The sequence below is a fragment of the Methylobacterium sp. WL19 genome, from assembly GCF_008040005.1.
Taxonomy (GTDB): Bacteria; Pseudomonadota; Alphaproteobacteria; order Rhizobiales; family Beijerinckiaceae; genus Methylobacterium; species Methylobacterium bullatum.
Genome location: NZ_VRVC01000072.1, coordinates 1 through 25,938 on the forward strand (window position 1 = coordinate 1; position 25,938 = coordinate 25,938).

Annotated in this window: 28 protein-coding genes; 10 read left to right on the plus strand and 18 right to left on the minus strand. The window is 68.9% G+C overall.

The window, feature by feature from the left end:
• Both FV220_RS15000 and FV220_RS15005 read left to right on the plus strand, forming a co-directional pair.
• Positions 1-498, plus strand: a 498-nt coding sequence (locus tag FV220_RS15000; protein WP_147832290.1) for an invasion associated locus B family protein, incomplete at its 5' end; no start/stop codon positions are given.
• A 47-nt stretch (positions 499-545) separates the two neighbouring features.
• Positions 546-920 carry a hypothetical protein gene (locus tag FV220_RS15005; protein WP_056144167.1) on the plus strand — a complete coding sequence of 125 codons (375 nt, stop codon included), beginning with the start codon at positions 546-548 and terminating at the stop codon, positions 918-920.
• Positions 921-995: 75 nt separating this feature from the next.
• On the opposite strand, the gene FV220_RS15010 is transcribed toward FV220_RS15005, so the two are convergent.
• From FV220_RS15010 to FV220_RS15015, 3 genes are all read right to left on the minus strand, one after another.
• Positions 996-1,208, minus strand: a complete 213-nt coding sequence (locus FV220_RS15010; protein ID WP_026175717.1) for a hypothetical protein — start codon at positions 1,206-1,208, stop codon at positions 996-998.
• Complete coding sequence (locus FV220_RS26420; protein WP_018042593.1) at positions 1,208-1,333, minus strand: hypothetical protein; 126 nt, start codon at positions 1,331-1,333, stop codon at positions 1,208-1,210. The genes FV220_RS15010 and FV220_RS26420 overlap by 1 nt, the downstream gene beginning before the upstream one ends.
• Before the next feature lie 65 nt (positions 1,334-1,398).
• On the minus strand, positions 1,399-1,842 hold the full coding sequence (locus FV220_RS15015; protein WP_056144166.1) for a DMT family transporter: 444 nt from the start codon (positions 1,840-1,842) through the stop codon (positions 1,399-1,401).
• Between the two features lie 262 nt (positions 1,843-2,104).
• Here FV220_RS15015 and FV220_RS15020 point away from each other — a divergent pair, with 262 nt between their 5' ends.
• Positions 2,105-2,353, plus strand: a complete 249-nt coding sequence (locus FV220_RS15020; protein WP_147832292.1) for a hypothetical protein — start codon at positions 2,105-2,107, stop codon at positions 2,351-2,353.
• Positions 2,354-2,791: 438 nt separating this feature from the next.
• A complete protein-coding gene (locus FV220_RS15025; protein WP_147832294.1) occupies positions 2,792-6,106 on the plus strand; it encodes a tetratricopeptide repeat protein in 3,315 nt (1,104 codons plus the stop codon).
• Between the two features lie 182 nt (positions 6,107-6,288).
• Here FV220_RS15025 and FV220_RS15030 read toward each other — a convergent pair whose 3' ends face one another.
• Together FV220_RS15030 and FV220_RS15035 are read right to left on the minus strand one after the other, a co-directional pair.
• Complete coding sequence (locus FV220_RS15030) at positions 6,289-7,392, minus strand: alkene reductase (protein WP_147832296.1); 1,104 nt, start codon at positions 7,390-7,392, stop codon at positions 6,289-6,291.
• 429 nt (positions 7,393-7,821) lie between these two features.
• On the minus strand, positions 7,822-8,706 hold the full coding sequence (locus FV220_RS15035; protein ID WP_147832298.1) for a CoA ester lyase: 885 nt from the start codon (positions 8,704-8,706) through the stop codon (positions 7,822-7,824).
• 214 nt (positions 8,707-8,920) lie between these two features.
• On the opposite strand from FV220_RS15035, the gene FV220_RS15040 reads away from it, so the two are divergent.
• The gene (locus tag FV220_RS15040; RefSeq protein ID WP_147832299.1) at positions 8,921-9,265 is read left to right on the plus strand and encodes a DUF167 family protein; all 345 of its coding nucleotides are present in this window, start codon (positions 8,921-8,923) and stop codon (positions 9,263-9,265) included.
• Between the two features lie 2 nt (positions 9,266-9,267).
• On the opposite strand, the gene FV220_RS15045 is transcribed toward FV220_RS15040, so the two are convergent.
• The 5 genes from FV220_RS15045 to FV220_RS15065 are packed head-to-tail and all read right to left on the minus strand — an operon-like array spanning position 9,268 to position 12,839.
• Positions 9,268-9,639, minus strand: a complete 372-nt coding sequence (locus tag FV220_RS15045; protein WP_147832301.1) for a tRNA-binding protein — start codon at positions 9,637-9,639, stop codon at positions 9,268-9,270.
• Positions 9,640-9,655: 16 nt separating this feature from the next.
• On the minus strand, positions 9,656-10,483 hold the full coding sequence (locus FV220_RS15050; protein ID WP_147832303.1) for an FTR1 family protein: 828 nt from the start codon (positions 10,481-10,483) through the stop codon (positions 9,656-9,658).
• Positions 10,484-10,526: 43 nt separating this feature from the next.
• Positions 10,527-11,927, minus strand: coding sequence for a 4Fe-4S binding protein (locus FV220_RS15055; protein WP_147832304.1), 1,401 nt, complete (start codon positions 11,925-11,927; stop codon positions 10,527-10,529).
• A 4-nt stretch (positions 11,928-11,931) separates the two neighbouring features.
• Complete coding sequence (locus tag FV220_RS15060; protein WP_056144148.1) at positions 11,932-12,267, minus strand: cupredoxin domain-containing protein; 336 nt, start codon at positions 12,265-12,267, stop codon at positions 11,932-11,934.
• A gap of 8 nt (positions 12,268-12,275) precedes the next feature.
• On the minus strand, positions 12,276-12,839 hold the full coding sequence (locus FV220_RS15065) for an iron transporter (RefSeq protein ID WP_018042582.1): 564 nt from the start codon (positions 12,837-12,839) through the stop codon (positions 12,276-12,278).
• A gap of 269 nt (positions 12,840-13,108) precedes the next feature.
• On the opposite strand from FV220_RS15065, the gene FV220_RS15070 reads away from it, so the two are divergent.
• Complete coding sequence (locus FV220_RS15070; protein WP_147832306.1) at positions 13,109-14,125, plus strand: DUF2336 domain-containing protein; 1,017 nt, start codon at positions 13,109-13,111, stop codon at positions 14,123-14,125.
• 94 nt (positions 14,126-14,219) lie between these two features.
• Positions 14,220-14,579 carry a hypothetical protein gene (locus FV220_RS15075; RefSeq protein ID WP_147832308.1) on the plus strand — a complete coding sequence of 120 codons (360 nt, stop codon included), beginning with the start codon at positions 14,220-14,222 and terminating at the stop codon, positions 14,577-14,579.
• 30 nt (positions 14,580-14,609) lie between these two features.
• Here FV220_RS15075 and FV220_RS15080 read toward each other — a convergent pair whose 3' ends face one another.
• The 3 genes from FV220_RS15080 to FV220_RS15090 all read right to left on the minus strand — a co-directional run bounded on the left by FV220_RS15080 (position 14,610) and on the right by FV220_RS15090 (position 17,779).
• Positions 14,610-15,791: a glycosyltransferase gene (locus tag FV220_RS15080; protein ID WP_147832466.1), complete on the minus strand. Its 1,182-nt coding sequence runs from the start codon at positions 15,789-15,791 to the stop codon at positions 14,610-14,612.
• Positions 15,792-15,935: 144 nt separating this feature from the next.
• Complete coding sequence (locus FV220_RS15085) at positions 15,936-17,303, minus strand: MATE family efflux transporter (RefSeq protein ID WP_056144136.1); 1,368 nt, start codon at positions 17,301-17,303, stop codon at positions 15,936-15,938.
• Positions 17,294-17,779, minus strand: a complete 486-nt coding sequence (locus FV220_RS15090; RefSeq protein WP_056144133.1) for a DUF971 domain-containing protein — start codon at positions 17,777-17,779, stop codon at positions 17,294-17,296. Before FV220_RS15090 ends, FV220_RS15085 begins: the two co-directional genes overlap by 10 nt.
• 174 nt (positions 17,780-17,953) lie before the next feature.
• On the opposite strand from FV220_RS15090, the gene moaA reads away from it, so the two are divergent.
• Together moaA and FV220_RS15100 are read left to right on the plus strand one after the other, a co-directional pair.
• Positions 17,954-18,988 carry a GTP 3',8-cyclase MoaA gene (gene moaA / locus FV220_RS15095; RefSeq protein ID WP_056144129.1) on the plus strand — a complete coding sequence of 345 codons (1,035 nt, stop codon included), beginning with the start codon at positions 17,954-17,956 and terminating at the stop codon, positions 18,986-18,988.
• A 75-nt stretch (positions 18,989-19,063) separates the two neighbouring features.
• A complete protein-coding gene (locus FV220_RS15100) occupies positions 19,064-19,930 on the plus strand; it encodes an NAD(P)-dependent oxidoreductase (protein ID WP_147832467.1) in 867 nt (288 codons plus the stop codon).
• Here FV220_RS15100 and miaA read toward each other — a convergent pair.
• Positions 19,908-20,861, minus strand: coding sequence for a tRNA (adenosine(37)-N6)-dimethylallyltransferase MiaA (gene miaA, locus FV220_RS15105; RefSeq protein ID WP_147832462.1), 954 nt, complete (start codon positions 20,859-20,861; stop codon positions 19,908-19,910). The two genes, FV220_RS15100 and miaA, sit on opposite strands and share 23 nt — an antisense overlap.
• A 17-nt stretch (positions 20,862-20,878) precedes the next feature.
• On the opposite strand from miaA, the gene serB reads away from it, so the two are divergent.
• On the plus strand, positions 20,879-21,775 hold the full coding sequence (gene serB / locus FV220_RS15110) for a phosphoserine phosphatase SerB (RefSeq protein WP_056158354.1): 897 nt from the start codon (positions 20,879-20,881) through the stop codon (positions 21,773-21,775).
• A gap of 10 nt (positions 21,776-21,785) precedes the next feature.
• Here the strand turns inward: serB and FV220_RS15115 are convergent, their stop codons facing one another.
• The 4 genes from FV220_RS15115 to hflK all read right to left on the minus strand — a co-directional run.
• Positions 21,786-22,151, minus strand: coding sequence for a DUF1640 domain-containing protein (locus tag FV220_RS15115; protein ID WP_147832464.1), 366 nt, complete (start codon positions 22,149-22,151; stop codon positions 21,786-21,788).
• A 138-nt stretch (positions 22,152-22,289) separates the two neighbouring features.
• Complete coding sequence (locus FV220_RS15120; protein WP_056144115.1) at positions 22,290-23,816, minus strand: Do family serine endopeptidase; 1,527 nt, start codon at positions 23,814-23,816, stop codon at positions 22,290-22,292.
• Positions 23,817-23,898: 82 nt separating this feature from the next.
• Positions 23,899-24,852 (minus strand): protease modulator HflC, encoded by a 954-nt coding sequence (locus FV220_RS15125; RefSeq protein WP_018042570.1) that lies wholly within the window; start codon positions 24,850-24,852, stop codon positions 23,899-23,901.
• Positions 24,849-25,938, minus strand: a 1,090-nt coding sequence (gene hflK, locus FV220_RS15130) for an FtsH protease activity modulator HflK (protein ID WP_147832465.1), incomplete at its 5' end; no start/stop codon positions are given. The genes hflK and FV220_RS15125, both read right to left, overlap by 4 nt.

The window sequence follows — 25,938 nt, forward strand, 5'->3', positions numbered from 1 at the left end:
GCCCCGGTCGCCGCTGCGCCCGCCGCCGTAGCCCCGGCCAAGGCGATCTGGCCGGAAGGCGCCAGCGCCCTGAGCGAGAGCTATGGCGATTGGAGCATCAATTGCTCCCGCGAGAACCAGGTTTCGATCTGCTCGGTGGTGCAGGCCCAGGGCTCGAAGCGCGAGAACCGCCGCGAATTCGCCATCGAGTTGAAGCCGCCCGCGAACGATCGCACCGACGGGCTGATCCTGATGCCGTTCGGATTCCAGATCGAGGCCGGGTTGAGCTTCAAGATCGACGACGCGGTTCTCGGCAAGGGCGCGCCCTATTACACCTGCAGCTCGGAAGGCTGCCTCGTGCCGGTGAGCCTGCCGACCCTGGCCACCGACACGATGAAGACCGCCAAGAACCTGCTCATCCTCGCCCCGAAGCAGGACGCCACCGAACCCACGACGATCACCGTGCCGCTCAACGGCTTCGGTGCCGCCCTCGCGAGGGCCAGCGCACTCTCGCACTGACGGCAAACAGTCGGGCGACGGGACAGACAGGTAGGAACACGCCACCCATGAAGCAGATCGTGCTCGCCTCGCTCCTGTTGGGGACCCTGACGGCTCCCCTCGCCGCCCAGCCCGCGCCGGATGCGCCCCCGCCGCCGGACACCAAGGAGGAGCGGCAGAAGAACACCGCCGCCAAGCTCGCCGGGCTGCTCCAGTTCGTCTCGGCCTCCTGCCCCGAATCGAAGCCGAACTACGAGACGTTCAAGACGGTGGTGCGCGGCCTCGGCATCGAGCCGGACGCCCTGGCGGGCGGCGAGCTGATCCTGCGGGTCAAAGCCTATGCCGATGTCTACGGCAAGGATGTGCCGGCCAATTGCGCCAAGGCCGTCGCCAATTTCGGCGAGACCGGCACGATCATCCCGGGGCTCGTCGTCAAGAAATAACGGGGTCGGGTGGTCGCCCGATCCAACCGCCGGACTGAGTGCTCCGGTAAGATCGAGCGGAGGGCCGCGCGGGCGTCAGCGCTTCTGCGTCGCGGTGATGGACGCGTCGGGGCAGTTCGGCAGGATCGCCTTGCCGACCGTGTTGTTCGGATCGCAGGCCGGGACGGCTGGGGCTCCGCCATTCTCGGCCCGTTCGGTGCGAAGCGCCTCGAAATTCCAGACGCCCACCCAGATCACCGCGAGGATCGCGACGAGACCCAGCAGCACCAGGGGCATCAGGCGACGCATCAGCGCGGCGCCGTCTGCTGGACGGGGGCGGTATGCGCCGTGTCGCCGTTGCGGACGAAGGCATACAGGATCCCGACCGCGAGGATCGCGACGACGGCGATGAGGACGGGGAAGTAACGGTGCATGGGTCTTCCTGGTTGAGAGTAGCGCTATAACGGCGGACACCGTCGAAACGGTTCAGCCGGGCGGACTAGAAAGTCGCCACGAGGGCGACGCCTGCGATCATCAGCAGACCGCCTGCGATCCGCCACAGGGTCGCCGGGTGGCGTTCGAAGCCGATCCAGCCGAAATGATCGAGCAGGATCGAGGTGACGACGCCCGCCGTCACCAGCATTCCGAGGAACGGGGCGGCCCCGATCTGGCGGGCCACCATGAGCTGCGCCACGACGATGCCGCCCCCGAGCACGCCGCCGAACCAGGCCCACCAGGGCACGTCCAAAACCTGGGCGGCGGACGGCAGGGTCAGCTTGCCCGAGACGAGGCCGGCGAGCGTGATGCAGGCGGCCGTTCCCGCCGCGACGACGAGGCCGGCGCTCAGGGATCCGCCGAGGCTCTTGGCCAGAGCGCCGTTCTGTCCCGCCTGCACGGCGTTCGCGATGCCCGCGAGAAGAACGGCGCCGTACAGATACCACATCGGTTTCCGGCTCCGTCGAGTGACCCCTCTATCTAGGGCGGCCACGGCCGGGGGTGGTGCGACATCTGCGGCCTGCCCGTTTCGGGGATGATGTGGCTGGGGTCGGGCGTCTATCCCATACCCTCCGCCCCGAGGGGGATTGTCTGACTTCCCCCCGTCCGGTTCGCGCCGGGCGGGGTCTTTACCGTCGCGGTCTTCGTTCTCCCGTCATGGATATTCCGGGTCGTTCTGGCGTTGGCCCACCGGATCGACAGGAGAATTTATGAAGACCTTGGCCCTCACTTTTTGCGCCCTCGCCGTCTCGTCGCTCGTCCTCGCGCAGATGACGACCTCCGCCGATGCGCGCTCGCGCCATTCCAAGCGCGGATTTGGAACCCATAGCCTCTCGAACAACACCGGCGGCCGTCGCGGGCGGGACAGTTCCGCGGCGAGCGGCAATTCCAGCCAGCCCTCGCGCCGGTCCGGGGCCGGAAGCGCCGGTGGCGGCAGCGGCGGTACCGGCGGAATGTAGGCCGGAACCGCCTCCTCGTTCGCCGCCCGGCGTCGGACGGGCCGGCCTCGACTCGGCCCGCGGCATCGACGCGCGAGCCGCCTCGGCGGTGGACATGCCCGTCTTCCGATGTGGCAAATGTGGGATGTCACATGGTAACGTTGCGGCCTTCCTCCCAAGGAAGGTCCTTCTGAACACCTCCCCGCCCGGCGAAAGCCGGCGCGGGGTTTTTTTGATCGGACATCGGCGGAAGGCTGTCTTTCCGGGGGGAATCCAGGGGGCGCGCAGTTTCGAGACATCGCGCCGAGTGGGCGTTAGGCGGGCGTTAGCCTCGACAGTGGAGACTCGCCGGCGATGTAGCGTGTCGCGGGAATCGGTTTCGGATTCTCCGGGCAATCCGGTGTGGCGTGACGTTCGATGGGAATGGGGGCCGAAATCGCGAGACGACGGCGCCGGCTCATGGCGGGCTTCGTCGCGACCTCGATCCTCGGCGGGACGCTGGTCTCCGGCAGCGAGGCCGAGGCGGCACGCCTCCTCACCCTGAAGGCGAACCAGGTCGGGCGCTACGCCCGGATCGCCATGACGTTCGATTCGGCGGTTCCGGTGAAGGCTCGGATCTCCGGCCTCGTCCTGCTGGTGAATTTCGGTGAGCCCAGCACCTCGGCGCCCGAGAAGATCGCGGGCGAGATCCCCGATTTCGTCACCATGGTCCGGCGGGACCCCGACGGGACCGGCCTGCGCATCGCCCTGCAGAAGCCGTATCGCCTCAACGTCCAGACGGCGGGCGAACACGTCTTCGTGGACCTGCTGCCCGAAGACTGGTCCGGGCTCCCTCCTCCGCTGCCGCCCGAGATCGTGGCCGAACTCGTCCGCCGGGCGCAGATCGCGGAAGCCGCCATGCGCGCGGCCAAGCCCGTTATCGAGCCCAAGCGCCTGCCCCTCGAACTCTCGCGCCTGCCGACCCTGACCCGGCTCAGCCTGCGGCTCGCACCGGAGACGACCGCGCGGTTCGACGAGGCCGGATTGGCGACGCGGCTGACGATTCCCGGTCCCTGGCGCATCGACGACCTCGCGCCCCGTGGGCGCACCAAGCCCGCCATCGAGGCTCTGTCCGTCGAGAACGACGGTGAGGGCGCCCGCCTGCTGGTGACGCCCGCCGCCGGCTACGAGATCCGCACCGGACGGGACGAGGACGGCGTGACGCTGGACGTCTTCCGCAAGGCCGCGCCCCCGGATGCCAAAGCTTCGGATATCAAGCCATCCGCGGCGGACGTGAAGGCCGCGGCGGGGGACGCATCGTCCAAACCCGCGACGGCGCCGGTGAGCGCCGCGCAGGCCAAACCGGCCGGCATGCCGGCGCCCACTCTTCCGCAGAAGACCGTCGTCCTGCGCCCGGCCGGACCCGGCCTCGCCTTTCCGTTCCAGCGCCAGCCGGCGGCGGCCCTGTTCGAGCGGGCCGGCATCGCCACCCTGGTCTTCGAGACGCCCGAGACGGTCGCCGTCCCCCCCGGAGATCCGGTCTTCGATCTCGTCAGTCAGCCCCGGCGGCAGGGTGCCTTCGTCTCCCTGAGCTTCAAGGTTCCCCGCGAGCGGCTCCTCGATCTCGTCCCCATCGGCGATGCGGATGCGCCCACCGGCTGGGAACTCGTGGCCGGTGAGAATCTGTCGGCGAGCGAAACGCTGTCCGCGATCCGCAACACGGAAGCGAGCGGCCGCATCGGCATCGGCATCCGCCTGCCCCACCCCGGTGGAGCGACCTGGATCGAGCGGGGCGGCGAGCGGATCGGCGTGGTGACCGGCTATGGCCCGAAGCCCGCCGGCATCCCCAAGCGACAGGCCTTCGTGGATTTCGAGCTGCTGCCGAGCCGCCAGGGCGTCGCCGTCCTCGCCAAGGCCGACGATCTGCTGGTGCGGCCGGACATGGACGGCGTCGTGATCGCCCGCGAAGGCGGCATGGCGGTCTCCGGAGTGGCGCGCCCGGCCGAACCGGCCCTCACCGCCGTGAGCGATCTCGCCATCGAGCGCCAGCCCTGGGACGCGGCGCGGAGCGGCAATATCGGCGAGAACCTGCGGGAGCAGTTGAACGCCGTGGTCGACGCGCCGCGCCCGGCGCGCGGGCCGCTGAGGCTCGCCCTGGCGCGGAGCATGCTCGCCAACGGGCTCGGCCTGGAAGCCCTCGGCGTCCTTCAGGTGGCGGCCAGCGAAGATCCGGTGATGGCCGGACAGCGCGAACTCGCCATCCTCACCGCCGTGGCGAACGCGCAGATGGCCCGTTACGCCGATGCGCGGAAGGCCCTCGACTCCGAATACCTGCGGGCCGACCCGGAGGCGCGGCTGTGGAAGGGCTATCTCGATGCCAAGGCGGGGCGCTGGCCCATCGCCGATACGGCGTTCCGGGACACGGCGGCCATCATCGAGCGCTATCCCGACGACCTGCAGAGCCTGCTTCGCTCGGTTGCGGCGGAGGCCGCCATCGAGACCGGCGACTGGGCCACCGCGAGCCAGCAGATCACCACCGCGCAGGCGCGCGCGTCCGACCGCTCGGTCTCGGACCGCCTGGCTTTCCTGCGTGCGCGGATCGACGAGGTGACGGGCCAGACGAGCGCGGCGCTCGATACGTATCAGCGATTGTCCGACACGGCGGACCGGCCCACCGCCGCCGTGGCGACCCTGCGCGGCACCGTCCTCGCCCATGCCCTCGGCAAGATGCCGGTGGCCGAGGCCATCGAACGGCTGGAAACGCTCCTCCTCACCTGGCATGGCGACGAGATCGAGCAGAGGACGATCGCAGGGCTCTCCAAGCTGAACATGGAAGCCGGGCGCTGGCGCCAGGCTTTCGCCGCCTCGCGCAAGGCGGATGCGCTGGCGCCCGGATCGGCGATCAGCCGCGAGCTCCATGACAGCGCCCAGGACCTGTTCGACGACCTCTTCCTCACCGAGAAGGGGGCGCGGATGTCCGGCGTGGAGGCGCTGGCGCTGTATTTCGATTTCAAGGACTTCGCGCCGATCGGCCGGCGCGGCGACGAGATCGTGCGCCGCCTCGCCGACAAGCTGGTGGAACTCGACCTGCTCGATTCGGCGGGTGAACTGCTGCAGCATCAGGTCGATCACCGTCTCACCGGCCCGGCCCGCGCCAGCGTCGCCGCGCGGCTGGCGACCATCCGGATGATGGACGAGAAGCCGCTCCAGGCGCTCCAGGTCATCGACGCCACCTATCAGCCGGAATTGCCCGAGGATCTGCGCCGTGCCCGCGCGCTCATCCGGGCGCGCGCCCTGTCCGACCTGTCGCGCACCGATCTCGCCCTGGAGACCATCGAGGCGGAGACCGGCGCCGACGTGGAGCGGCTGCGCGCGGACATTCTCTGGAGCGGCCGACGCTGGCGCGAGGCGGGCGAGGCGCACGAGGCCATGGTCGGCGAGGCCTGGCGACTGCGCAAACCCCTCGACGATGCCATGCGCTCCGACATCATCCGCTCGGCCATAGCCTACGGCCTGTCGAACGAGTCCCTCGGGCTGGAGCGCCTGAGGGCGAAGTTCGCCGAGCCCATGGCCGAGAGCGCCGACGCCCGCACCTTCGCCTTGCTCACCCAGCCGAACGCGGTGCGGAGCCAGGCTTTCCGCGAGATCGCGCAGCGGGCCACCAAGGCGGAGACCCTCCAGGCTTTCCTGAAGGAATATCGCAAGCGCTACCCGGAGATGTCGGTGCCGCAACCGGCGAATGCCGGTGGCGAGCAGGCCGAGGCGCAAGGCGGCGAGCCGTCACCGAAGGGCTGAGGCCCACCGTTCCACCTTGGCTACGATATTCACACATCTCGCGGGCAGCGCAGGTCCCCTCTCCTTCCAGGAGAGGGAGCCCGTGGCGCCTCACGTCGGACCCTCTTGGATAGGGCGAACAGCCGTCGAGCAGGTGCGTGAAGCGAGTAGTCCACGCCGGACCGAGTTCCCGGGATTTGGCATCAGCGCCGGAACGCGACGGGGCCGTTCATGCCCGGCCAGTCGGAATAGCCGTTGGCGCCCCCGCCATACCAATACGCCTTCGGAGCCTCGGCGAGCGGTGCGCCGGTGCGGAGCCGCTCCACGAGATCGGGATTGGCGATATAGGGCCGGCCGAAGCTGAACAGGTCCGCCCTCCCCTCGGCGAGATCCTTCTCGGCGAGGTCGAGCGTGTACTGGTTGTTGCCGATATAGGCGCCCCGGAAACGCTCGCGGATCTGGCCGAAATCCACCTCGTCCGGCACGTCGCGGGTCTGCTGGGTCACGCCCTCGATCGTGTGGACGTAGAGCAGGTCGAACCCGTTCAGGGCATCGATATAGGCGCCGAAGGTCGCCTTCGGATCGCTGTCCAGCGGCGTCTTGCCTGGCTCCGTGGTGGCGGGCGACAGGCGGATGCCGACGCGCTTGCCGCCCCAGACCTCGGTCACCGCCTTCACCACCGCGAGGGGGAAGCGCAGGCGATTCTCGATGGAGCCGCCATAAAGGTCGGTCCGCTTGTTGGTAGAATCGCGCACGAACTGTTCGAGCAGGTAATTGTTGGCCGAATGGATCTCGACGCCGTCGAATCCGGCGCGCTTCGCATTCTCGGCGGCCTTCCGATAATCCTCGACGATGCCCGGGATCTCGTCCGTCTCCAGGGCGCGGGGCGTCTCATGCGGCTTCATGCCGGATTTGGTGAAGGCCATGCCCTCGGGCTTCAGGGCCGAGGGCGCCACCGGCGACTGGCCGTTCGGCTGCACGTCGGGATGCGAGATGCGGCCCGTATGCCAGAGCTGCAGGAAGATTCGCCCGTCATTGGCGTGAACCGCCGCGGTGACCGGCTTCCATCCCTCCACCTGCGCATCGGTCCAGATGCCCGGTGTCAGCGCGTAGCCGACCGCCTGGGGCGAGATGTTGGTCGCCTCCGAGATGATGAGGCCGGCATTGGCGCGCTGGGCATAGTAATCGACCGCGAAATCCGGGGGGATGCCCTCGTCGGAGGACCGGCTGCGGGTCAGCGGCGCCATGACGACGCGGTTCTTGAGGGTCAGGTCGCCGAGGGTGAAGGGTTCGAGGATCGGGCTCATGAGGCGCGTGCTGTCCTAAACGGGGTGAGACAGGCCCCCGACCGGGAGGCCTCGCGTTCACCCGTTCACGCGACCGAGCCGTCCCGCTTTCATGAGGGAGGCGGGACGGGGCTGATTGGGATGAAGCGCTATGGACGGGCAATCCCGCCGCCCGATCCCTTGTTCCCACACCCCTCCCCGATTGCACGGGGTGCGCATTCCCTCGCCCCGCTTGCGGGGAGAGGGACGCGACGACCCTGTCGTCGGCGCGTCGAGGCGGTAGCCGACGGTGAGGGGGCGATGTCGGATGAGACACCATCGGAATCGCCCCCTCACCGTCGCTCCGGCTTCGCCTCCGCTCATCGCGGACACGACGAAGTGTCCGCGATCCTCTCCCCGCCTGCGGGGAGAGGGGGCTCTCTCCGCCGTTCATGGAGGAGACGACCTGCCTCAGTATCCTTTGGCGGCGATGGAATCCGACCAGTTCACCGCGCGGCGGGCCATGCTGATATGCTGGCGCTCGTACATGCGGCCCTCGACCTTGATGGCGCCGCGCTTTGCGTTCTCCGGCTTGTCGAAGGCCTCGATCACCAGGGTGGCGCGGCGCACCTCTTCCTCGGTCGGGGCGAAGGAGGTGTTGGCCGGCTCGAGCTGGTTGGGATGGATCAGCGTCTTGCCGTCGAAGCCAAGGTCGCGCGCCTGGCGGCACTCGGTGCGGCACCCCTCGATGTCGCCGATGTCGTTCCACACGCCATCGAGGATGGTGAGGCCTTCCGCGCGGGCGGCCGCCAGGGTGAACATCATCCAGGGCAGCATCGGCACCCGGCCGGGCACGAGCTGCGCCCAGGTGTCCTTGGCGAGATCGTTGGTCCCCAGGACGAAGCAGGTGAGCCGGGTGCGCCGGTCGCGCCGCGCCTTGGCGATGTCCTGGATGTTGAGGATCGCCGCCGGGGTCTCGATCATGGCCCAGACGTCGATGCTCTCGGGCGCGTCGAGGGCTTCGAGATGGTTGGCGATGCTCTCCAGCACCGCGGGCGAGGACACTTTCGGCATCAGGATGGCGTCGGGACGGGCTTCGATGGCCGCCTTCAGGTCGGCTTCGCCCCAGGGGGTCTGCGGAGCGTTGACGCGGATCACGAGCTCGCGGTCGCCGTAGCCGCCGCCCTTCACCGCCGCGCAGACCTGCTCGCGGGCCAGCACCTTCTCGTCCGGTCCCACCGCGTCTTCGAGGTCCAGAATCAGGGCATCGGCCTGCAGGGTCTTCGCCTTGTCGAGGGCTCTCTGGTTCGAGCCGGGCATGTAGAGGACGCTGCGGCGCAGGCGGAGATCGGACATGAACGCATTCCAGTGACGATGCGGTGGAGCTTAATGCAACACGGCTGCCGGGACAGCCCTGCGGATATAAAATGCGTGTCGATGATCCGCGTTCGACCGGCGCGGGCGTGGCCTTTGCAGCGAAATGCCGATCACACCGCATCGCCGCGAGGGCCTCGGGAAAATCCACCGGGTTCGCGGGAAACCGGCCCGGACCATGCACGGACAGGGAATCATGCCGCCTTCGACGGAAAACCGCCCCTATACGGCGACGCGGGAGGGCGTCCGGCTCGCCGTGCGCCTGACGCCGCGCGCGAGTCGGACCGGCCTCGACGGTCTCGTGGAGGGCGCCGACGGGCGCGTCTGGGTCCAGATGCGGGTCGCCGCACCTCCGGTGGAGGGGGCCGCCAACACGGCGCTGATCGCCGCCCTCGCCGAGGCCCTGGACCTGCGCCGGTCCGACATCCGCATCGTCACCGGGGATACGGCGCGACAGAAGATCCTGGGGCTCAGCGGCGACCCGGCACTGCTCACTTCACGCCTCGAGGCCTGGATCGCCGGGGCGGCCAAACGGCGGTGAGGTCAGAACAGGCGGCTTCCGTCCGGCACGGCATGGTCGGGGCGGAACAGGACGACGGCGCCGTTCGTGTCGGCAAAGCCCAGGGTCAGGACCTCTGACAGGAACTTGCCGATCTGGCGCGGGGGGAAGTTCACCACCGCGGCGACCTGCCGGCCGACGAGATCCTCCGGCCGGTAATGCTCGGTGATCTGGGCGCTGGAACGCTTGGTGCCGATGGTCGGCCCGAAATCGATGACGAGCTTGAGCGCGGGCTTGCGCGCTTGCGGGAAGGGCTCGGCCGAGACCACCGTGCCGATCCGGATATCCACGGCCAGGAACTCGTCGAAGCCGATCGGCGCCGCCGCCGGGGCCGCCGAATCGTGGTTCACATGCATGGTGCGCCTCCCAGGTTCACGCCGTCCGCAGGGTCCGCCGCCTCTTGTCGGCCGACGACCATTGCATGAGGGCGACCATGACCAGGATCGTGCCGAGATAAACGATGACCTGCAGCCCCGTCGGGCGGTCGGTATAGCCGACCAGGGCGTGGAGCACGCGGCCGACCATGCTGCCCTCGGACAGGATGTTGGCGGTGTTCCAGAGCGGCCGGTCGAGCACGGTGATCAGCCCGGCATTGGTGAGGAACTGCGCCGCCTGCGCGGCGAGGCCGGCGGCGAGGAAGATGATGAGCGCGCTGGTGACCGAGAAGACGTAGCGGGTGGGGATCGCGGCCAAGCCGAAATAGCTCACGGCCGATATCAGGACGCCCGCGCCGACCCCGGCCAGCGCCCCGATCTGCAGGTCGGGGCCGGACGTGCCCGAGGCGACGAGGCCGTAGAGGAAGAGGACGAGTTCCGCACCCTCGCGCAGGATCGCCGCGCCGACGACGAAGGCCAGGGCGGCGGATGTGGTCTCGCCCCTGCGCACGGATTCTCCGGCGGCCTTCAGTTCGCCCGCGAGTTCGCGCCCGTGGCGGCTCATCCAGGTGTTGTGCCAGATCAGCATGATAACGGCGGTGGCGAGGACGGCGGCGTTCAGGATGTCCTGTCCCGCGCCCTCGAACGCGTCGGAGATCGCTTCGGCGAAGAGCGCCACGAGGCAGGCGCCGGCAAGCCCGCCGACCACGCCGAGGCCGATCCAGCGACCGCGCCCGGCGATGCCGCGCGTCGCCGCCAGCACGATGCCGATGATGAGGCCCGCCTCGATGACCTCGCGGAAGGCAATGACGAATGCTCCGATCATGCGGAGATTTCCTTCGATGTCGCGGGCGGGCTGCGTGAGCGCCCTACCAGATCCAGAACAGAAGCACCCAGCCGGAGACCGACAGGGTGGCGGCGGCGGCGATGCAGGCCGTCGCGCCCGCCCGGCGCCATCCGCCGGTGGTGAGCCCCGCCACCTGCCAGGCGAGCCAGGCGCTCCACAGGCTCGCGCCGATGAGCAGCCCGGCCCGCATCTCGGCGACGTAGGGAAGGGGAAGCCCCTCCCCGCGCAGGAAGGTGACCGTGAGGGCCGAGAGGCCGAGGAAGACGCCGCACCCCGCGATGGGGATGAGCGTCTGCGTCAGGTGATGGAAGCGCGATGTCGACCAAGGGCCGAGGCAGCGCGTGGCGAGGGCCACGAGGGCGGAGAGGCCCACCCCGAGGATGACCGTCGCGGCGCCGATATAGGCCAGCAGCAGGCCGCCATCGAGCAAGGTCATGACGTCGTTGTGCTCGGGGTAGTTGGTGAGCACGAACCACGGCAGGGTGGTCTCGAGCGGCCAGACCATCCCGTGTTCGATGAACCAGGTGGCGAGCCATTGCTTGGCGTCGATGAACCAGGGGCTCGACGACCATTGGAAGGCGCCGGCCGCCAGACCCATCATCCCGAACAGGATCAGGATCGTCTGTTCGAGGCTCGGCTCGGAGCCGGCCACATGGACGATCTCGTAAGCGGGGGAGCGCCGGGCGAGGCGGACCGCGCCGCGATAGCCGCTGCAGCGCCCGCACATATGGCAGGAGCCGGCCCCGCGCATGGTCTTCACCGGCACCAGGGGCGCGCAGTTGAAGGCGGCCCCCTGCGGCTTGTCGGAGGCGGCCCAGGCGGGGCGGTCCACCTGGAAGCTCACCGGGGCGAGCTTCGCCAGCACCGCGAAAACGCCGTTCACGGGGCAGAGATAGCGGCACCAGACGCGCTTGTTGCGGCCATAGACGAGGCCCACCGCGATCGCCGCAACCGTCGAGCCGCCGAGAACGGCGAGTACCGGCTTCGGATAGCCATAGACGCTGACCATTTGGCCGTAGACGGTGGTGCCGGCGAACGCGATGAAGGGCCAGCCGCCCCAGGTGATCCAGCGCGGCACCGCGCGGCCGAGGCTCCAGCGGCTGGCGAATTCCGTGAGCGTGCCCTCGGGACACAGGACCCCGCACCAGGCCCGGCCGACCAGCACCATGCTCACGAGGACGAAGGGCCACCAGATGCCCCAGAACGCGAATTGCGCGAGGACCGTCAGGTTGTTCCAGAGATGGGCGGTGCGGTCCGGCAGGGGCAGGAAGGCCGGCACGGCCACGAGGACGAGATAGACCGCCACCACCGCCCACTGCACGCTGCGGATGATTCCGCCGTGGCGCTGGAGCCAATGGCCGAGTTCCGCGAGGCGCTGGTCGATCCAGGCTTCACGCAGGTCCGTCGAGACGCTCGCCGCCATGGGGCTACTTCGCCACCAGCTTGGCTTTGGCTTCCGGATGGAAGTCGTCGAACACGTCGTAGGTGCCGGGGTCGAGGGTGCGGAACACGATGGCCGAGGTCGCGCCGGCGGCCAGGGCCTTCTCGCGCTTCAGTTCCATGCTCTCGAACTCCACCGGCGAAGCGCCGGTATTGCTGATCTCCAGCTTGAAGCGGGTATTGGCCGGCACCTCGATGATCTCGGGGATGATCACGCCGTCCTTCATCTCGACCTTGATCACCGGCATGTCGTTGGCCGACGCAAAGCCGATGCCGGCCGCCATGACGGCGCAGGCGAGTGCGAGGCTGCGGACGTGCTGCATCACGGGGCTCAATACGCACCCTTCTTGCCGGTGCCGGCGAAGGTGAAGTCCTGGATCAGGTCAAAGGGCTTGAACCATTCGGCGACGCCCGTCTCCTTGTCCACGTGGCGGCCGAAATGCTGGTTCTTGCCGGGAGGGGCCACGGTGAGCTTGAGCCGGTAGCGGCCGGGGCCGCTCAGCTTGACGTTGTCGCCGTAATGCGGGCCGTCATTGGCGACCATCGGCATCAGCGAGCCGCTCACCTTCGGGCCCGTGGCGGCCTCGCCCTCCAGCTTCGTCAGTTCGAAGCTCACGTCGAGGGAGGGAAGCCAATCGCCCTCGGCGAAGCCGTTGCGGTTGTCCTTGGCCGCACGGATGTCGGCTTCGAGGTGGATGTCGGATTGCGCGGCGGCGCGCATCATGTCCGGCGGGTCCATCTCGATCGGCTGAAGATAGACCGCCGTCACCTCCAGCCCGTCCTTCAGCATGGGAGGGCCGATCGGCGTCTCCTTGGCCGAGGCGAAGCCGGTGCCCAGGGCCGCGAAGGCCAGCAGGGAGGCGGAAATCAGGGCGGAGTGAGTGATCTTGCGCATCGTCTCTAGCGCGTAAACCAGCGCTCAGCCGATGCAAAGGCGCTTCTTTGCCGAATCGATATATCAGAACAATTCCAATGTGTTGCGCCCGCCCTTGGAACGACCGACGAAGGGCGGTCCGACGGCCTCTATGCCGCACCGCCCTCCCGAACGGCGACCGGGCCGCAAGCCGAGCCGGCCGGACGAACCGCCCGTTAACGGTGGCGCGACCAGTATCGTCGTCCCGTGGTCCTGCTGGCACGCAAGGTCGGCCGGAGACATCAGCGCCCATGGCGACCGCACTCGTAGCCCTCGTTCAGCAACTCGACCGCACCATGGCGGGGGCTTCGACGGAGCGCCGCGAGTCGATCCTGCACGATCTGACGTCACTATTCGCCGAATACGCCCCGCGTCTCGGCGCCGACCACGTCCGCGCCTTCGACATGGTGATGTTGCATCTGGCCCGGTCGATGGAGGAGGTCGCCAGAAGCGACCTGTCGCGCCGCATCGCCCCGATCGCCAACGCGCCGCCGCGCCTGATTCGCGACCTGGCCTTCGATCCCGCCGCCGCCGTATCCGTCCCGACCCTCGAAGCGGCGACGCTGCTGACGCTCGACGATCTCACCGCGATCGCGCGGGTCTGCGGCCAGCCCCAGCTCCTGGCCCTGACGCGTCGGAAGACCCTCATCGAGCTCCTCACCGACATCATCGTCGAGCGGGGCGACGCGACAGTATCGCGCGCGGTTGCGGGCAATCCCGGCGCGCGATTCTCCCTCGACGGCTACAGGCAGCTCGTGGGCCGCAGCCTGTCCGATCCGGAACTCGCCGCGCGGCTTCGCGACCGCGACGACGTACCCGACACCCTGGCGCAGGAAGGTGCCCTGTGGGACGGCATCGCCCCGCCCTCCCCGGACGATCCGGCCCGCGCGATCTTCGCGGCCGAGGTGTTCGTGGGCGCCCAGTTCCGCCAGGGCGAGATCACCGAAAGCGTCATCGTCGGCTGGCTCGATTCGGGCCGCGAGACGGAAGCGCTCGTGGCGCTCGCCCGCCTCGCTGGGGTTCCCAGCGCCATGGCCATCGAGGCCTATCACGCGCCCTCCTACGAGCCGCTGCTCTACCTCCTCCGCTCGGTGCGCTTCGGCTGGAAGATCCTGAAGCTGTTCATGGCCTCGAAATCGGATCGGGAGACGCCGCCCGAAGTGATGCGGGGGATGACGGAGGCGTTCCAGGCCCTCTCCGTCGCCACGGCGCAGCGCGTCGTCCGGATGAACGCGGCCCGACGGCAGATCGACGCCGACCATGACTAACCGCCTCGCATGCGCTTGGCCGCACGGAACCGGTGCCGCGCCGAACGGGCGGCGAGCCCTCACCTGTCTGACGACGTTCTAAGAAGTCGCTCTCATGCCTCAGCTACGCAAAGACATCAGGACCAGTTTCGAGCATGCCCGGCAGAAGGTCGAGGCCTATGCCTCGGCCAGCGAGGACTTGTCCGGCGAATTGCGTCGCTGGACCGATTCGACCCTCCGGTTCATCGAGCCCGAGGCCACGATCCGAAATCTTCATCGCGTCGTCCTGGAAAGGGCCGACGACCTCACCGGTCTGATGGCGGAGCGGCCCCAACCACGCGCCTCGTCCATCGCCACGGCCAAGAGCCACCTGACGGCCGCGTTCGAGGATCTGGAGGATGCCATCCTGAAACACGGCATCCTCACGCCGGCGGGCGAGAAGGTCGGCCTCGGAATCGCCGGCAGGCCGATCTGAGCGCTTCGCCTCCGGCCGGGTCTCGACGCGTCAGCGAGAGACGGGATCGCCCGCCATGGCCTTGGCCTCTGGCAGCAGGGGCGATGCGGGCGTGGGGGATTGCAGGCGGCTCCGCAGGGCCGCGCCTGCGCGCAGCACGACGAGGACGAGGGACGCCACGCGGATATGGCGGGGCAACTGCTTCGGCCCGAGGGGGCGATAGACCAATTTGGGGCTGACACGCTCGATCTCGGCGACGGCGAGGCCGACGAGGGGCTGCTGGGCGATCCGGCCCGCCTCCGCCGCCGGGATCGCCAGTCTGCGCGACCAGGCCCGCGTGGTCGCCAGGCGCCCCGTGGCGTGGAGGCGGCGCAGGCGACGGCGCCACAGGTACCGGTAGAGGGCGCGCGGCACCGCTTCCATGCGGGCGTCGCAGAGACTGTCGGGGATTTCACAGCGTGCCCGGATCGTATCGGCCACGCCGCCCGGCGCCCGGCCGACCAGACGCCCCGACACGGTGACGACCACGTCCTTGGCGTGCCGGACCCGGAGCCCGTGCTGGAGCAGGGCCGCCACGAAGGCGCCGTCCTCGCCGAGCGGGATCATCGGCATGCCGCCCACCAGCCGGTAGGCCGAGAGCCGGACGGAGAGCGTGGCGCCGATCGTCGTGCGGTGGCAGGGCCAGGGATCGTGCGGATCGTGGTCGATCCGCGCCTCCAGCTCCGTCAGGAGATCGCTGTAGGCGTCCTCCAGCTTGCCGCGCGCGCGCAGGGATTTGGGCAGGGCCGCCCATTCGGCCTCGTCGATCTGGATGCGCCCGGCCACCGCGTCGGCGCCGGCATCCAGGGCCGCGAGGTTGCGGGCCACCCAATCGGTGGGGACGCGGCTGTCGGCGTCCGAGGTCAGGATGGTGCCGGCCGTGCCGTCGGGGCCGATCCATTCGGCGGCGGCATCCATGGCGGCGCGGCGCGCCCAGCCGGCATGGGCGCCGTCGAACGTGACGCACCGGACGCGGACGGGAATCGACATCGCCTGCGCGAGGTCCGCCACGATCCGGTCCGTGCCGTCGGTGCAGTTGTTGAGGAACAGGTACAGGCCGAGGCTGCCCGGCCGCACGCCGTCCTGCGCGTCGATGGCGCGAAGGCACGCCTCGATCCGCTCGGCCTCGTTGCGGACCGGGATGGCGATGACGGTATCCGGGGCCGCCGAGGGAAAGCGGGGCGACGTGTCGATCCCGGGGGCGACGTCGGCGAGGGTCGAGTAGGGCACGGGGGACTCCGATGGGGCGGCGCGGGCCAAGCCCGCTTCCGTTTCCCGGCAGGTGAGAGGGCCGGACCTTATCCATCGAAGCTGAACGGCAGCCGTCCGGTGCGACGATCAGGCGCCCGACGGTTTCGCGAAGGTCCGCCGTGCCAGGCCCGGATAGGCCAGGGCCTGGCTGGCACCGCGCGCGGCCAGCAGCGTCAGGAAGGCGAGCCAGAGGCCCATATTGCCGAAGCCGCCCGCATGGGCGAGGCCGATGGCGACGGCGTAGATGCCGGTGGCCGCGATCATCAGGTTGCGCATCGCCCGCGTCCAGGTCGAGCCGATATAGATCCCGTCATAGGCGAAGGGCACCGAGGCCACGAGGGGCGCGAGGGCGGCGGGGACGAGATAGGCGCGCGCCGTCTCGCGCACCTCCGGGCTCGTGGTCACGGTATCGATGAAGGCCGCCCCGAAGGCCAGGAACAGCGCCGCCACCGCCAGGCCGAAGGCGACGCACCAGACCAGACTGAGCCGCGCCGCCCGGCGGAACCCGGCCTCGTCGCGGGCGCCCACCGCCTGCCCGCACAGGGTTTCGGCCGCCGTGGCGAACCCGTCGAGGAAGAAGCCGCCGATGAGAAAGAGATTCCACAGCACCGCATTGGCCGCCAGGACCACGTCGCCCGAGCGCGCGCCGAGGGCCGAGAACAGGGCGATGGCGCCGACGAGGAGCAGGGTCCGGATCATCACGTCGGCATTGACGCTGAGCATGCGCGCCAATGCCAAGGGATCGCGAACGACGCGGAACGGCACCGAGAACGGCCGCGACCCGAGCCGGGCCAGGAGAAGGAGACCGAGGGCGGTCCCGGCGGCCTCGGCCAGGAGGGTGGCGATGCCGGCGCCCGCGACGCTGAGATCGGCCCACAGCACGAGGACGAGGGTGAGCGCGATGTTGACGAGGTTGATGGCCACCTGCAGCAGGAGGCCGAGATCCGTCCGCCCGCGCCCCAGCACCGAGCCGAGGATGGCGTAGTTCGCCAGGGTGAAGGGTGCCGCGAAGATGCGGATGTGGAAATAGGTGGCGAGCCCCGCGATCACCGCCGGGCTGGCGCCGCTCAGCGCGAAGGCCCCGGCCGCGATCGGCACCTGTGCGGCGACGATGACGAGGCCGACGAGGAGGCCCGCCGCCAGGGAGCGCGCGAGGATACGGTCGACCTCCCCGGCATCGCGCGCGCCCACCGCCTGGGCGGTGAGCCCCGCCGTCGCCATGCGCAACGAGCCGAACGACCAGAACACCGCATCGAAGATCACCGCCCCCAGTGCCATGGCACCGAGAAGCGCGGGATCGCCCAGCCGCCCGATCACCGCCGCCCCGACGAAGCCGAGGAGCGGGGTGGTGACGTTGGCCAGCGTCATCGGTAGCGCCAGAGCCAGGATGCGGCGGCTGGTGGCCGGAACCGGCGTCACCCCGAGGGTGGAATCGGCGGTGGCGGTCAGTGACATCCGCACCCGCTGCCGCAGCTTCCCTCGCTCTTCGGTGGCTCGCCCTTGGGGCCGGCGGCCGGACGACGGGCGGCGTCGCGCACGAGTCCGCGCTCTTCGAGTTCGGACAGGTACGTCGCCCACCGGTTCCGGTATTCCCGGCCGAGATCGTAGAGATAACCCCAACCGAACAGCCCGGTATCGTGCATGTCGTCGAAGGTCAGCTTCACCGCGTAGTTGCCCACCGGCTCCACCGAGAGGATCGCCACGTCGCGCTTGCCGCCGATGACCTTGCGCTCGGAGGGCGAGTGGCCCTGCACCTCCGCCGAGGGGCTGGACACGCGCAGGTACTCGGCGGGCAGGGCGAACTTGCCGCCATCCTCGAAGGACACGTTGAGCGTGCGCTTGTCGCCGGACAAACGGATCTCGGTGGGCCACCGCTCCGGCGGAGCGACCTGCCGGCCGGTGGAGTGGGGATCGGCGTGATGCTGGCTCATGCGAGAAATCTCATGCCCGAAAGCGGGTGGGATGCAATATATGTGTAGAGCGCAGGGGGCATGCGTCCGAGTATGCTTGCCCTATCCGCCGTCGCGCCTCATATGCCGGACATGCTAGGTTCACCGCGCGACCACGCTCCGGAAGTCCCCCCAGGCCCGAGTCCCGAGTCCCCCATGGGTGTTGCCTTAGCCGAACGCGTCGCATCGAAGGCACCCGCGCCTTTGATAGACCCCTTCCAGCGCGCGATCACCTACCTTCGCATCTCGGTGACGGATCGCTGCGACCTGCGTTGCGTCTACTGCATGTCGGACGACATGCAGTTCCTGCCCAAGCGCGACCTGCTCACCCTCGAGGAGCTGGACCGGCTTTGCGGCGTGTTCATCGACCGGGGCGTGCGCAAGCTGCGGATCACGGGCGGCGAGCCGCTGCTGCGCCGTGACATCATGCATCTCTTCCGGCGGCTGTCCCGCCATCTCGGCTCCGGCGCTCTCGAAGAGCTGACGATGACGACGAACGGGACGCAGCTCGGTCGCTTCGCCCCGGAGCTCGCCGAGCTCGGCGTCAAGCGCGTGAACGTGTCCCTCGATACCCTCGACCCCGACAAGTTCCGCGCGGTCACCCGGCGCGGCGACCTCAAGGTAGTGCTCGACGGGATCGAGAAGGCCCGCAAGGCCGGGATCAAGGTGAAGATCAACGCCGTGGCGCTGAAGGGCGTCAACGAGGACGAGATCGCCGACATGATCGCCTGGGCGCATGGCGACGGCATGGACATGACCCTCATCGAGGTCATGCCCCTCGGCGAGGTCGAGGGCGACCGCACCGACCAGTTCCTGCCCCTCTCCGTCGCCCGCGCCCGTCTCGAGCAGCGCTACACCATGGTGCCCCTGCCCGACCGGACCGGCGGACCGGCGCGCTACGTGCGCATCGCCGAGACCGGCGGGCGGCTCGGCTTCATCACGCCGCTGACCCATAATTTCTGCGAGAGCTGCAACCGGGTCCGTCTCACCTGCACCGGCAAGCTCTACATGTGCCTCGGCCAGGAGGATGCCGCCGACCTGCGCCATGCCCTGCGCGCCTCGCCGGACGACGCCCTCGTCACGCAGGCCGTCACCGATGCCATCGCGCGCAAGCCCAAGGGCCACGACTTCGTCATCGAGCGCGCCCGTCCGGCCGCCGTGCCGCGCCACATGAGCGTCACCGGCGGCTGATTTCGTCTGGCGTTTGACCCCTCCGGCCATCGTATCTAGACCCGCCTCCAACGAAATGACGGATGGAGACGGATGATGGCGAAGGTCGCGTTCCTGGGCCTCGGCGTGATGGGCGGCCCGATGGCGGGTCACCTCGCCAAAAAGGACCATTCCGTCACCGTCTACAATCGGACGACGGCCAAGGCGGAAGCCTGGGTGAAGGCCAATGGGGGCGCCTTCGCGGCGACGCCCCGCGAGGCGGCGGCGGGGCAGGAGATCGTCTTCGCCTGCGTCGGCAACGACGACGACCTGCGCGGCGTGACTCTGGGTGAGGACGGCGCCTTCGCCGGAATGGAGAAGGGCGCGGTCTTCGTCGATCACACCACGGCCTCGGCGGAGGTGGCGCGCGAACTGTCCCAGGCCGCGTCCGTACTTAGCCTCGGCTTCATCGACGCTCCGGTGTCCGGCGGACAGGCCGGTGCCGAGAACGCGGCGCTGACCGTGATGTGCGGCGGGGACGAGGCCACCTACGCCAAGGTCGAGCCCGCGATCCTCAGCTTCGCCAAGGCCTCGCGGCTGATGGGACCGGCGGGCTCCGGCCAGCTCACCAAGATGGTCAACCAGATCTGCATCGCCGGCATCGTCCAGGGCTTGTCCGAGGCGATCCACTTCGCCAAGCGCGCCGAGCTCGACGTGGACGCGGTGCTCGACGTGATCTCGAAGGGCGCGGCCGGCTCCTGGCAGATGGAGAATCGCGGCCGGACCATGAATGCCGAAAAATTCGATTTCGGTTTCGCCGTCGACTGGATGCGCAAGGATCTCGGCATCCTCCTCCTCGAAGCCCGGCGTAACGGCGCCAAGCTCCCGGTCACCGCCCTCGTCGACCAGTTCTATGCCGACGTGCAGGCCATGGGCGGCAACCGCTGGGACACGTCGAGCCTCATCGCCCGCCTGGAAAAATGAGGCTCGTCGCCACGGCGAGGGCCGCGTCGGGATCCGTCCAGGCCCAGTCCTCGCCCATCTGGTGGCGGAACCAGGTGAATTGTCGCTTGGCGTAGCGCCGCGTATCGCCCTGCCCGCGCTGGATTGCCTCGGCGAGGGGGATCTTCCCGTCGAGATGGGCGATGAGGCCCGGCACGCCATGCGCCCGCATGATCGGCAGGAGCGGATCGAGGCGGCGCTCCCGCAGGGCCGCGACTTCGTCGAGGGCACCTGCCTCGATCATCGCCACGAAACGTCGGTCGATCCGGGCGCGCAGGGTCTCGCGTTCGGGAGCGAGGAACAGCTTGACCAGGTGTTTGCCCGCCAGCGGCCCGGCGACGCGCTCGCCGTGAAACGCCGAGATCGGCCGCCCGGTGGCGGCGAAGATTTCGAGCGCGCGCATGATCCGGGCGCGGTCGGTGGGCCGCAGGGTCGCCGCTCCGGCGGAGTCGACCTCCGCGAGGTCGGCATGGAGCTCTTCGGTGGCCCGGTCCTCGGCCCGCGCGCGAAGGGCGGTTCGGATCGCCTCTGGGACCGGAGGCAGGTCGGACAAACCCTCCTCCAGGGCGCGAAAATACAGGCCGGTGCCGCCGACGAAGATCGGAAGTCGGCCGTTCAGATCGACGAGAAGGCGCGCGGCATCGCGGGCGAAGTGCCCGGCCGAGTAATTCACCGCGCCATCCACCTCGCCGTAGAGCCGGTGAGGCGCCAGCGCCTCCTCCTCGGCGCTCGGCCGCGCCGACAACCGTCGCAGGTCGGCATAGACCTGCATGGAATCGGTGTTGATCACCACGCCGTCGTGACGGCGCGCGAGTTCCGTCGCGAGGCCGGACTTGCCCGAGGCGGTGGGCCCTGCGATGAGGATCGCCGCCGGGGGCGCCTGTCTGTGTGATCCGTCCGTGACCGGCGGCAAGGCGTGGACACTCCCCGATGACCCTCGTCGCGACCCTGATAGCAAACGAGAGCCGGCCCGCCATCACCGATGCGGTGCTGGCCGAAGCCCGTTCCGTGCTGCGGACCGATCATCAGCCGCGCATCCTTCATGGCGAGGTGGCAGCCGAGATCCTGTTTCCGGGCTCCGGGGACGACGTTTCCGCGATGGCGCGGCGGCTACGGGCGGCCTTCGCCGCCGAACCGTTCGACGTCGCCGTGCAGGTCTCCGGCGCTCACCGCCGCAAACGGCTGTTCCTGGCCGACATGGATTCGACCATGATCGAGCAGGAATGCATCGACGAACTCGCCGACACGATCGGCCTGAAGGACCGCGTCGCCGCCATCACCGAGCGGGCCATGCGCGGTGAGATCGCCTTCGAGCCGGCCCTGCGCGAGCGTGTCGCCCTGCTGCGCGACCTGCCGGTCGGCGTGGTGGACGATCTCATCCGGGACCGCATCACCCTCACGCCGGGGGGGCGCGTCCTCGTCCGGACGCTGAAGGCCAACGGCGCCCATACCTGTCTGGTCTCCGGCGGGTTCACCCTGTTCACGGGACCGATCTCGGCGACGATCGGCTTCGACGAGGCCCACGCCACCACCCTCGGGGTGAAGGACGGCCATCTCACCGGCGAGGTGCTGGAGCCCATCGTCGGCAAGGAGACCAAGCGCGCGACGCTCATCGCCCTGCGCTCGCGCTTCGGCCTCGACCGTGCGGACACGCTGGCGGTGGGCGACGGGGCGAACGATCTCGACATGCTGGGCGAGGCCGGCCTCGGCGTGGCGTTCCGGGCCAAGCCCAAGGTCGCGGCGGCGGCGGATGTCCGCATCGACCACGGCGACCTGACCGCGCTTCTCTACCTGCAGGGTTACGGGGCGAACGAATTCGTCGCCTAGCACCGGCCGGTCAGCGGATGATCCGTGCCAATGCGATGACGGCGCCGAGAATGATCAGCGTCTGAAAGCCAATCGTCCCGAACATCCACTTGTTGATATCGGCTTTCGTGGCTTCGATCTTCGCTTCCAGCCGTGCCTCGGCTTCGCGAAGGTCTGATCTCGTGGACATCTTGAGCGCTTCGATATCCGCTCGGGTCGACAAGCGGAGCGCCTCGATGTCGACTTTCACCGATCCGATATCGGACTTCGTGGCGATGTCGCCCTGAAACAGTTCCGTAAACGCGTCCGCGAGGCCCTCGGCCTGTTCGGACGACAGCTTCGCCTTCTCGCGAAGGGAGCGGGCGAATTTCAAGGTGTCGAAGGCGACCGCCGTCATCGGTTGCTGGTCTCTATAGCGTCGAGATCAGCCTACGCGCCGGACGGCGAGTCGCACAAGGTGAATGTCCCGGATCGACGGCAGAGCGAGGCCCATCCCGCGTGCGGAATGGGCCGATACTCTCGATGAAGACGGCGCCTATTCGAGACCGATCGCCACGAAGCGAACGTCGCCCGATGCGGCCGCCACGAGGAGGAGAACCGATTTGCGGTTCTCCTTCTTCAGCTGATCCACCCGCTTCGTCACATCGGCGGGGGACGAGACGGATTCCTGACCGACCTCCACGATGACCTCGCCGGGCTTGATCTGCTTGTCGGCGGCGGTGGAATTCGGGTCGACGCGTGTCACGACCACGCCCTTCACGCTGTCCTTGATGCTGAAGCGGCGGCGCAGCTCGTCAGTGATCCCGGACAGGTTGAGTCCGAGAGCCTGACGGATGGCGGGCTCGGCCGCCTCCGGCTGCTTGGCGTTGGCGAGCTGGGGCTTCTCCGGGTCGTCGAGGCGGCCGAGGGTGACAGATTTCGTCGTCTCGGTGCCCTTGCGGACCACGATGACCTCGACCACCTTACCCACCGGCGTGGAAGCGACGATGCGCGGAAGGTCGCTCGACGACTTCACCACAGTCCCGTTGAACTTGGTGATGACGTCGCCGATCTCGAGGCCCGACGTCTTGGCGGGGCCCTTCTCGTCGACGCCCGCGATGAGCGCGCCCTTGGCGCCGCCCTTGAGGCCGAGAGCATCGGCGGTGGCGTCGTCGACGTTCTGGATGCGCACGCCGAGCCAGCCGCGGCGGACCTCGCCGAACTCGCGGAGCTGGTCGATCACCTGCGACGCGGTGGCGGAGGGAACGGCGAAGCCGATGCCCACCGAGCCGCCTGTCGGCGACAGGATCGCCGTGTTGATGCCGATGACCTCGCCGTCCATGTTGAACAGTGGGCCGCCGGAATTGCCCTTGTTGATGGCCGCGTCGGTCTGAATGTAATTGTCGTAGGGGCCGGATTCGATGTTGCGCCCGCGCGCGGACACGATGCCGGCCGAGACCGAGCCGCCGAGGCCGAACGGGTTACCGATGGCGATGACCCAGTCACCGGGGCGCATCTTCTCCGAATCGCCGAACGGCACCGCCTTCAGCGGCTTGTCGGCCTCGGGCTTCACCCGCAGGACGGCGAGATCGATCTTGGGATCCTTGCCGATGATCTCGGCCTTCAGCTTGGTGCCGTTGTGCAGGATCACCTGGATGTCGTTGGCGTCGCCGATGACATGGTTGTTGGTCACCACGATGCCCGAGGCATCGATGATGAACCCCGAGCCGAGGGAGTTCGACTTGCGCGATTGAGGGCGCGGGGAATCCCCGTCGCCGCGCTGGCCCCGCTTGTTGAAGAACTCCTCGAAGAGATCCTCGAACGGCGTGCCCTGGGGCAGCTGGGGCATCGTCCGGCCGGGCGCCTTGGCTTCCACCGTGGTGGAGGCCGAGATGTTCACCACCGCGTCGGTGACCTTGTCGGCCAGGTCGGCGAGCGACTCGGGACCCTTGGCGAGGGCCGGTCCGGCGAGGCCGGTGATGGCCACCGTGGTGGCGAGCGACAGGGCGGCGAAGGCCGAGCGTGCTGAGTGGCGGAATGCCCGGGGACGTCGCGCCGTCGTGGCGCCCGCAGCGGAAATCATGGTCGACCTCTTGTTGGAACGAGGCATTAGATCGTCCGCCGTGGCGGACGATCAAGGGTCGGTCGGGCGATGAGGCCGGGCTTCAGCGAGCCGTGCCGGTCGTTGCGCCCGCATCCGCCGCTCCGGTGGCCCGCGGGGCGGTTGCCGGAGCGCGGCCCTGCGGATCGTTGAAGTAGCGGAAGAAGTCCGAGTTCGGGTTGATGACGAGGCGCGTCTCCGGCCCCTTCAGGCTCGTCTCGTAGGCCTGCATCGACCGGTAGAAGGCGAAGAAGTCTGCATCCTTCCCGAAGGCCTCGACGAGGATGCGGTTCCTGTCGCCGTCCCCCTGGCCGCGCAGGGTCTCGGCGGTCTGGTTGGCCTCGGACAGGACCACCGTCACGTCACGGTCGGCCTTGGCCTTGATCGTCGCCGAGATCTGGTCGCCGTTGGCGCGGATGTCGGCGGCCTCGCGGTTCCGCTCCGTGATCATCCGCTTGTAGACGGCGGTGGAGTTCTGCGCCGGCAGATCGACGCGGGTCATGCGCAGGTCGACGATCTCGACGCCGAGCTCCTTGGCCTGGGTGTTCACGTCGCCCTGGATGACGTTCATCAGGTGCGAGCGCTCGGTCCGCACGATGGCGTCACGGGTCGAGCGGGCCAGAACGTTGCGCAACGACGAGTTGGTGAAGCTCGCCAGCAGCGTGTTGGCGCGCAGCACGTTGTTGGCCGACTGGTAGAAGCGCAGCGGATCGATGATGCGATAGCGCGCGAAGGCATCGACTTCGAGGTTCTGCCTGTCGGCGGTCAGGAGCGTCTGGACCGGGAGGTCGAGGTCGAGGACGCGCTTGTCGAACAGGACGACGTTCTCGATGAACGGGACCTTGAAGTAGAGGCCGGGCTTCTCGGTGCCCGTCTGGTTGAGGACCGTGCGGACACGGCCGAACTGGATCACCAGCGCCTGCTGCATCTGGCCCACGGTGAAGACCGAGGCGTAGAGGGCGACGGCGATCACCGCCAGGAGGAAGACGCCGCCGGTGCGGAGTGCGGAACCGTTCATCGGGCGGCTCCCGGATTGGCGTTGCGATTGCCGAATTCGGTCAGCGGAAGCACCGGAACGACGCCCGCGCCGGTTGCACCACCGGCCACGCCGGTTCCGTTCTGGTCGATGATGACCTTGTTGACCGAGCCCAGGACCCGCTCCATCGTTTCGAGGAAGATACGCTCACGGCTGATCGCCGGTGCGAGCTTGTAGGATTCGTAGACCTGCTGGAAGCGGGCCGCCTGACCGGTGGCATCCGCCGTCGCCTGCGTCTTGTAGGCCTCGGCCGCCTGCACGATCTGCGAGGCCTTACCACGCGCCTGCGGAACCTCGCGGCTCGCATAGGTGCGCGCTTCGTTCTGCGCGCGCTCGGCATCCTGCTGGGCGGCGTTGACGTCGATGAAGGCGGGCCTGACATCCGGCGGCGGATTGACCGCCACGAGCTGGACCACCTCGATCCGCACGCCGGCGCCGTACTCGTCGAGGGCCTTCTGGGTGATCTCCTTGACCTCCTGGGCCACGCTGGACTGCTCGTTGGTGAGGATCGCCTGGATGTTGCGGCGACCGATCACCTCGCGCATGGCGCTCTCGGAGATCGCCTTGATGGTGCCTTCGGGGTTCTCGAGATTGAAGACGAAGTCCGACGCCTTCAGCGGGTTGATGCGCCACTGCACCTCGAAATCGAGGTCGACGATGTTCTCGTCACCCGTGAGCATCAGGCTCTCCTCGGGCAGGTCGCGGGACCGCGACTGCGACCCGACGCCGGCGCGGTAGCCGATCTGGACGCTGTTCACTTGCCCGACATTCGGCTTCGTCACCGCGCCGATCGGATAGGGGAAGTTGTAATGCGGGCCCTGCCCGGTGGTGTTCGTGTAGCGGCCGAAGATCGTCTCGATGCCGACCTGCTGAGGCGCGACCGTGTAGATGCCGGTGGCGAGCCAGATGAACAGGACGATGCCGCCGGCCACGGCGACACCCTTGCCGCCGCCCATGGACCCGCCGGGGATGATCCCGCGTAGGCGGTCCTGGCCGCGACGGAGGATCTCTTCGAGGTCTGGAGGCGTCTTTCCGCCGCCGCCACCGCCGCCGAGCGCCGCGACACCC

Excerpts from the sequence above, each read along its gene's own strand:
- FV220_RS15050 (WP_147832303.1), bottom strand. The coding sequence starts at position 10,483 with ATGATCGGAGCATTCGTCATTGCCTTCCGCGAGGTCATCGAGGCGGGC.
- FV220_RS15085 (WP_056144136.1), bottom strand. The coding sequence starts at position 17,303 with ATGTCACTGACCGCCACCGCCGATTCCACCCTCGGGGTGACGCCGGTT.
- FV220_RS15015 (WP_056144166.1), bottom strand. The coding sequence starts at position 1,842 with ATGTGGTATCTGTACGGCGCCGTTCTTCTCGCGGGCATCGCGAACGCC.
- FV220_RS15090 (WP_056144133.1), bottom strand. The coding sequence starts at position 17,779 with ATGAGCCAGCATCACGCCGATCCCCACTCCACCGGCCGGCAGGTCGCT.
- FV220_RS15070 (WP_147832306.1), top strand. The coding sequence starts at position 13,109 with ATGGCGACCGCACTCGTAGCCCTCGTTCAGCAACTCGACCGCACCATG.
- FV220_RS26420 (WP_018042593.1), bottom strand. The coding sequence starts at position 1,333 with ATGCACCGTTACTTCCCCGTCCTCATCGCCGTCGTCGCGATCCTCGCG.
- FV220_RS15075 (WP_147832308.1), top strand. The coding sequence starts at position 14,220 with ATGCCTCAGCTACGCAAAGACATCAGGACCAGTTTCGAGCATGCCCGG.
- FV220_RS15065 (WP_018042582.1), bottom strand. The coding sequence starts at position 12,839 with ATGCGCAAGATCACTCACTCCGCCCTGATTTCCGCCTCCCTGCTGGCC.
- FV220_RS15040 (WP_147832299.1), top strand. The coding sequence starts at position 8,921 with ATGCCGCCTTCGACGGAAAACCGCCCCTATACGGCGACGCGGGAGGGC.
- FV220_RS15115 (WP_147832464.1), bottom strand. The coding sequence starts at position 22,151 with ATGACGGCGGTCGCCTTCGACACCTTGAAATTCGCCCGCTCCCTTCGC.
- FV220_RS15010 (WP_026175717.1), bottom strand. The coding sequence starts at position 1,208 with ATGCGTCGCCTGATGCCCCTGGTGCTGCTGGGTCTCGTCGCGATCCTC.
- FV220_RS15100 (WP_147832467.1), top strand. The coding sequence starts at position 19,064 with ATGGCGAAGGTCGCGTTCCTGGGCCTCGGCGTGATGGGCGGCCCGATG.
- FV220_RS15045 (WP_147832301.1), bottom strand. The coding sequence starts at position 9,639 with ATGCATGTGAACCACGATTCGGCGGCCCCGGCGGCGGCGCCGATCGGC.
- FV220_RS15025 (WP_147832294.1), top strand. The coding sequence starts at position 2,792 with ATGGCGGGCTTCGTCGCGACCTCGATCCTCGGCGGGACGCTGGTCTCC.
- FV220_RS15120 (WP_056144115.1), bottom strand. The coding sequence starts at position 23,816 with ATGATTTCCGCTGCGGGCGCCACGACGGCGCGACGTCCCCGGGCATTC.
- serB (WP_056158354.1), top strand. The coding sequence starts at position 20,879 with ATGACCCTCGTCGCGACCCTGATAGCAAACGAGAGCCGGCCCGCCATC.
- moaA (WP_056144129.1), top strand. The coding sequence starts at position 17,954 with ATGGGTGTTGCCTTAGCCGAACGCGTCGCATCGAAGGCACCCGCGCCT.
- FV220_RS15030 (WP_147832296.1), bottom strand. The coding sequence starts at position 7,392 with ATGAGCCCGATCCTCGAACCCTTCACCCTCGGCGACCTGACCCTCAAG.
- FV220_RS15055 (WP_147832304.1), bottom strand. The coding sequence starts at position 11,927 with ATGGCGGCGAGCGTCTCGACGGACCTGCGTGAAGCCTGGATCGACCAG.
- FV220_RS15020 (WP_147832292.1), top strand. The coding sequence starts at position 2,105 with ATGAAGACCTTGGCCCTCACTTTTTGCGCCCTCGCCGTCTCGTCGCTC.
- FV220_RS15035 (WP_147832298.1), bottom strand. The coding sequence starts at position 8,706 with ATGTCCGATCTCCGCCTGCGCCGCAGCGTCCTCTACATGCCCGGCTCG.
- FV220_RS15125 (WP_018042570.1), bottom strand. The coding sequence starts at position 24,852 with ATGAACGGTTCCGCACTCCGCACCGGCGGCGTCTTCCTCCTGGCGGTG.
- FV220_RS15060 (WP_056144148.1), bottom strand. The coding sequence starts at position 12,267 with ATGCAGCACGTCCGCAGCCTCGCACTCGCCTGCGCCGTCATGGCGGCC.
- FV220_RS15005 (WP_056144167.1), top strand. The coding sequence starts at position 546 with ATGAAGCAGATCGTGCTCGCCTCGCTCCTGTTGGGGACCCTGACGGCT.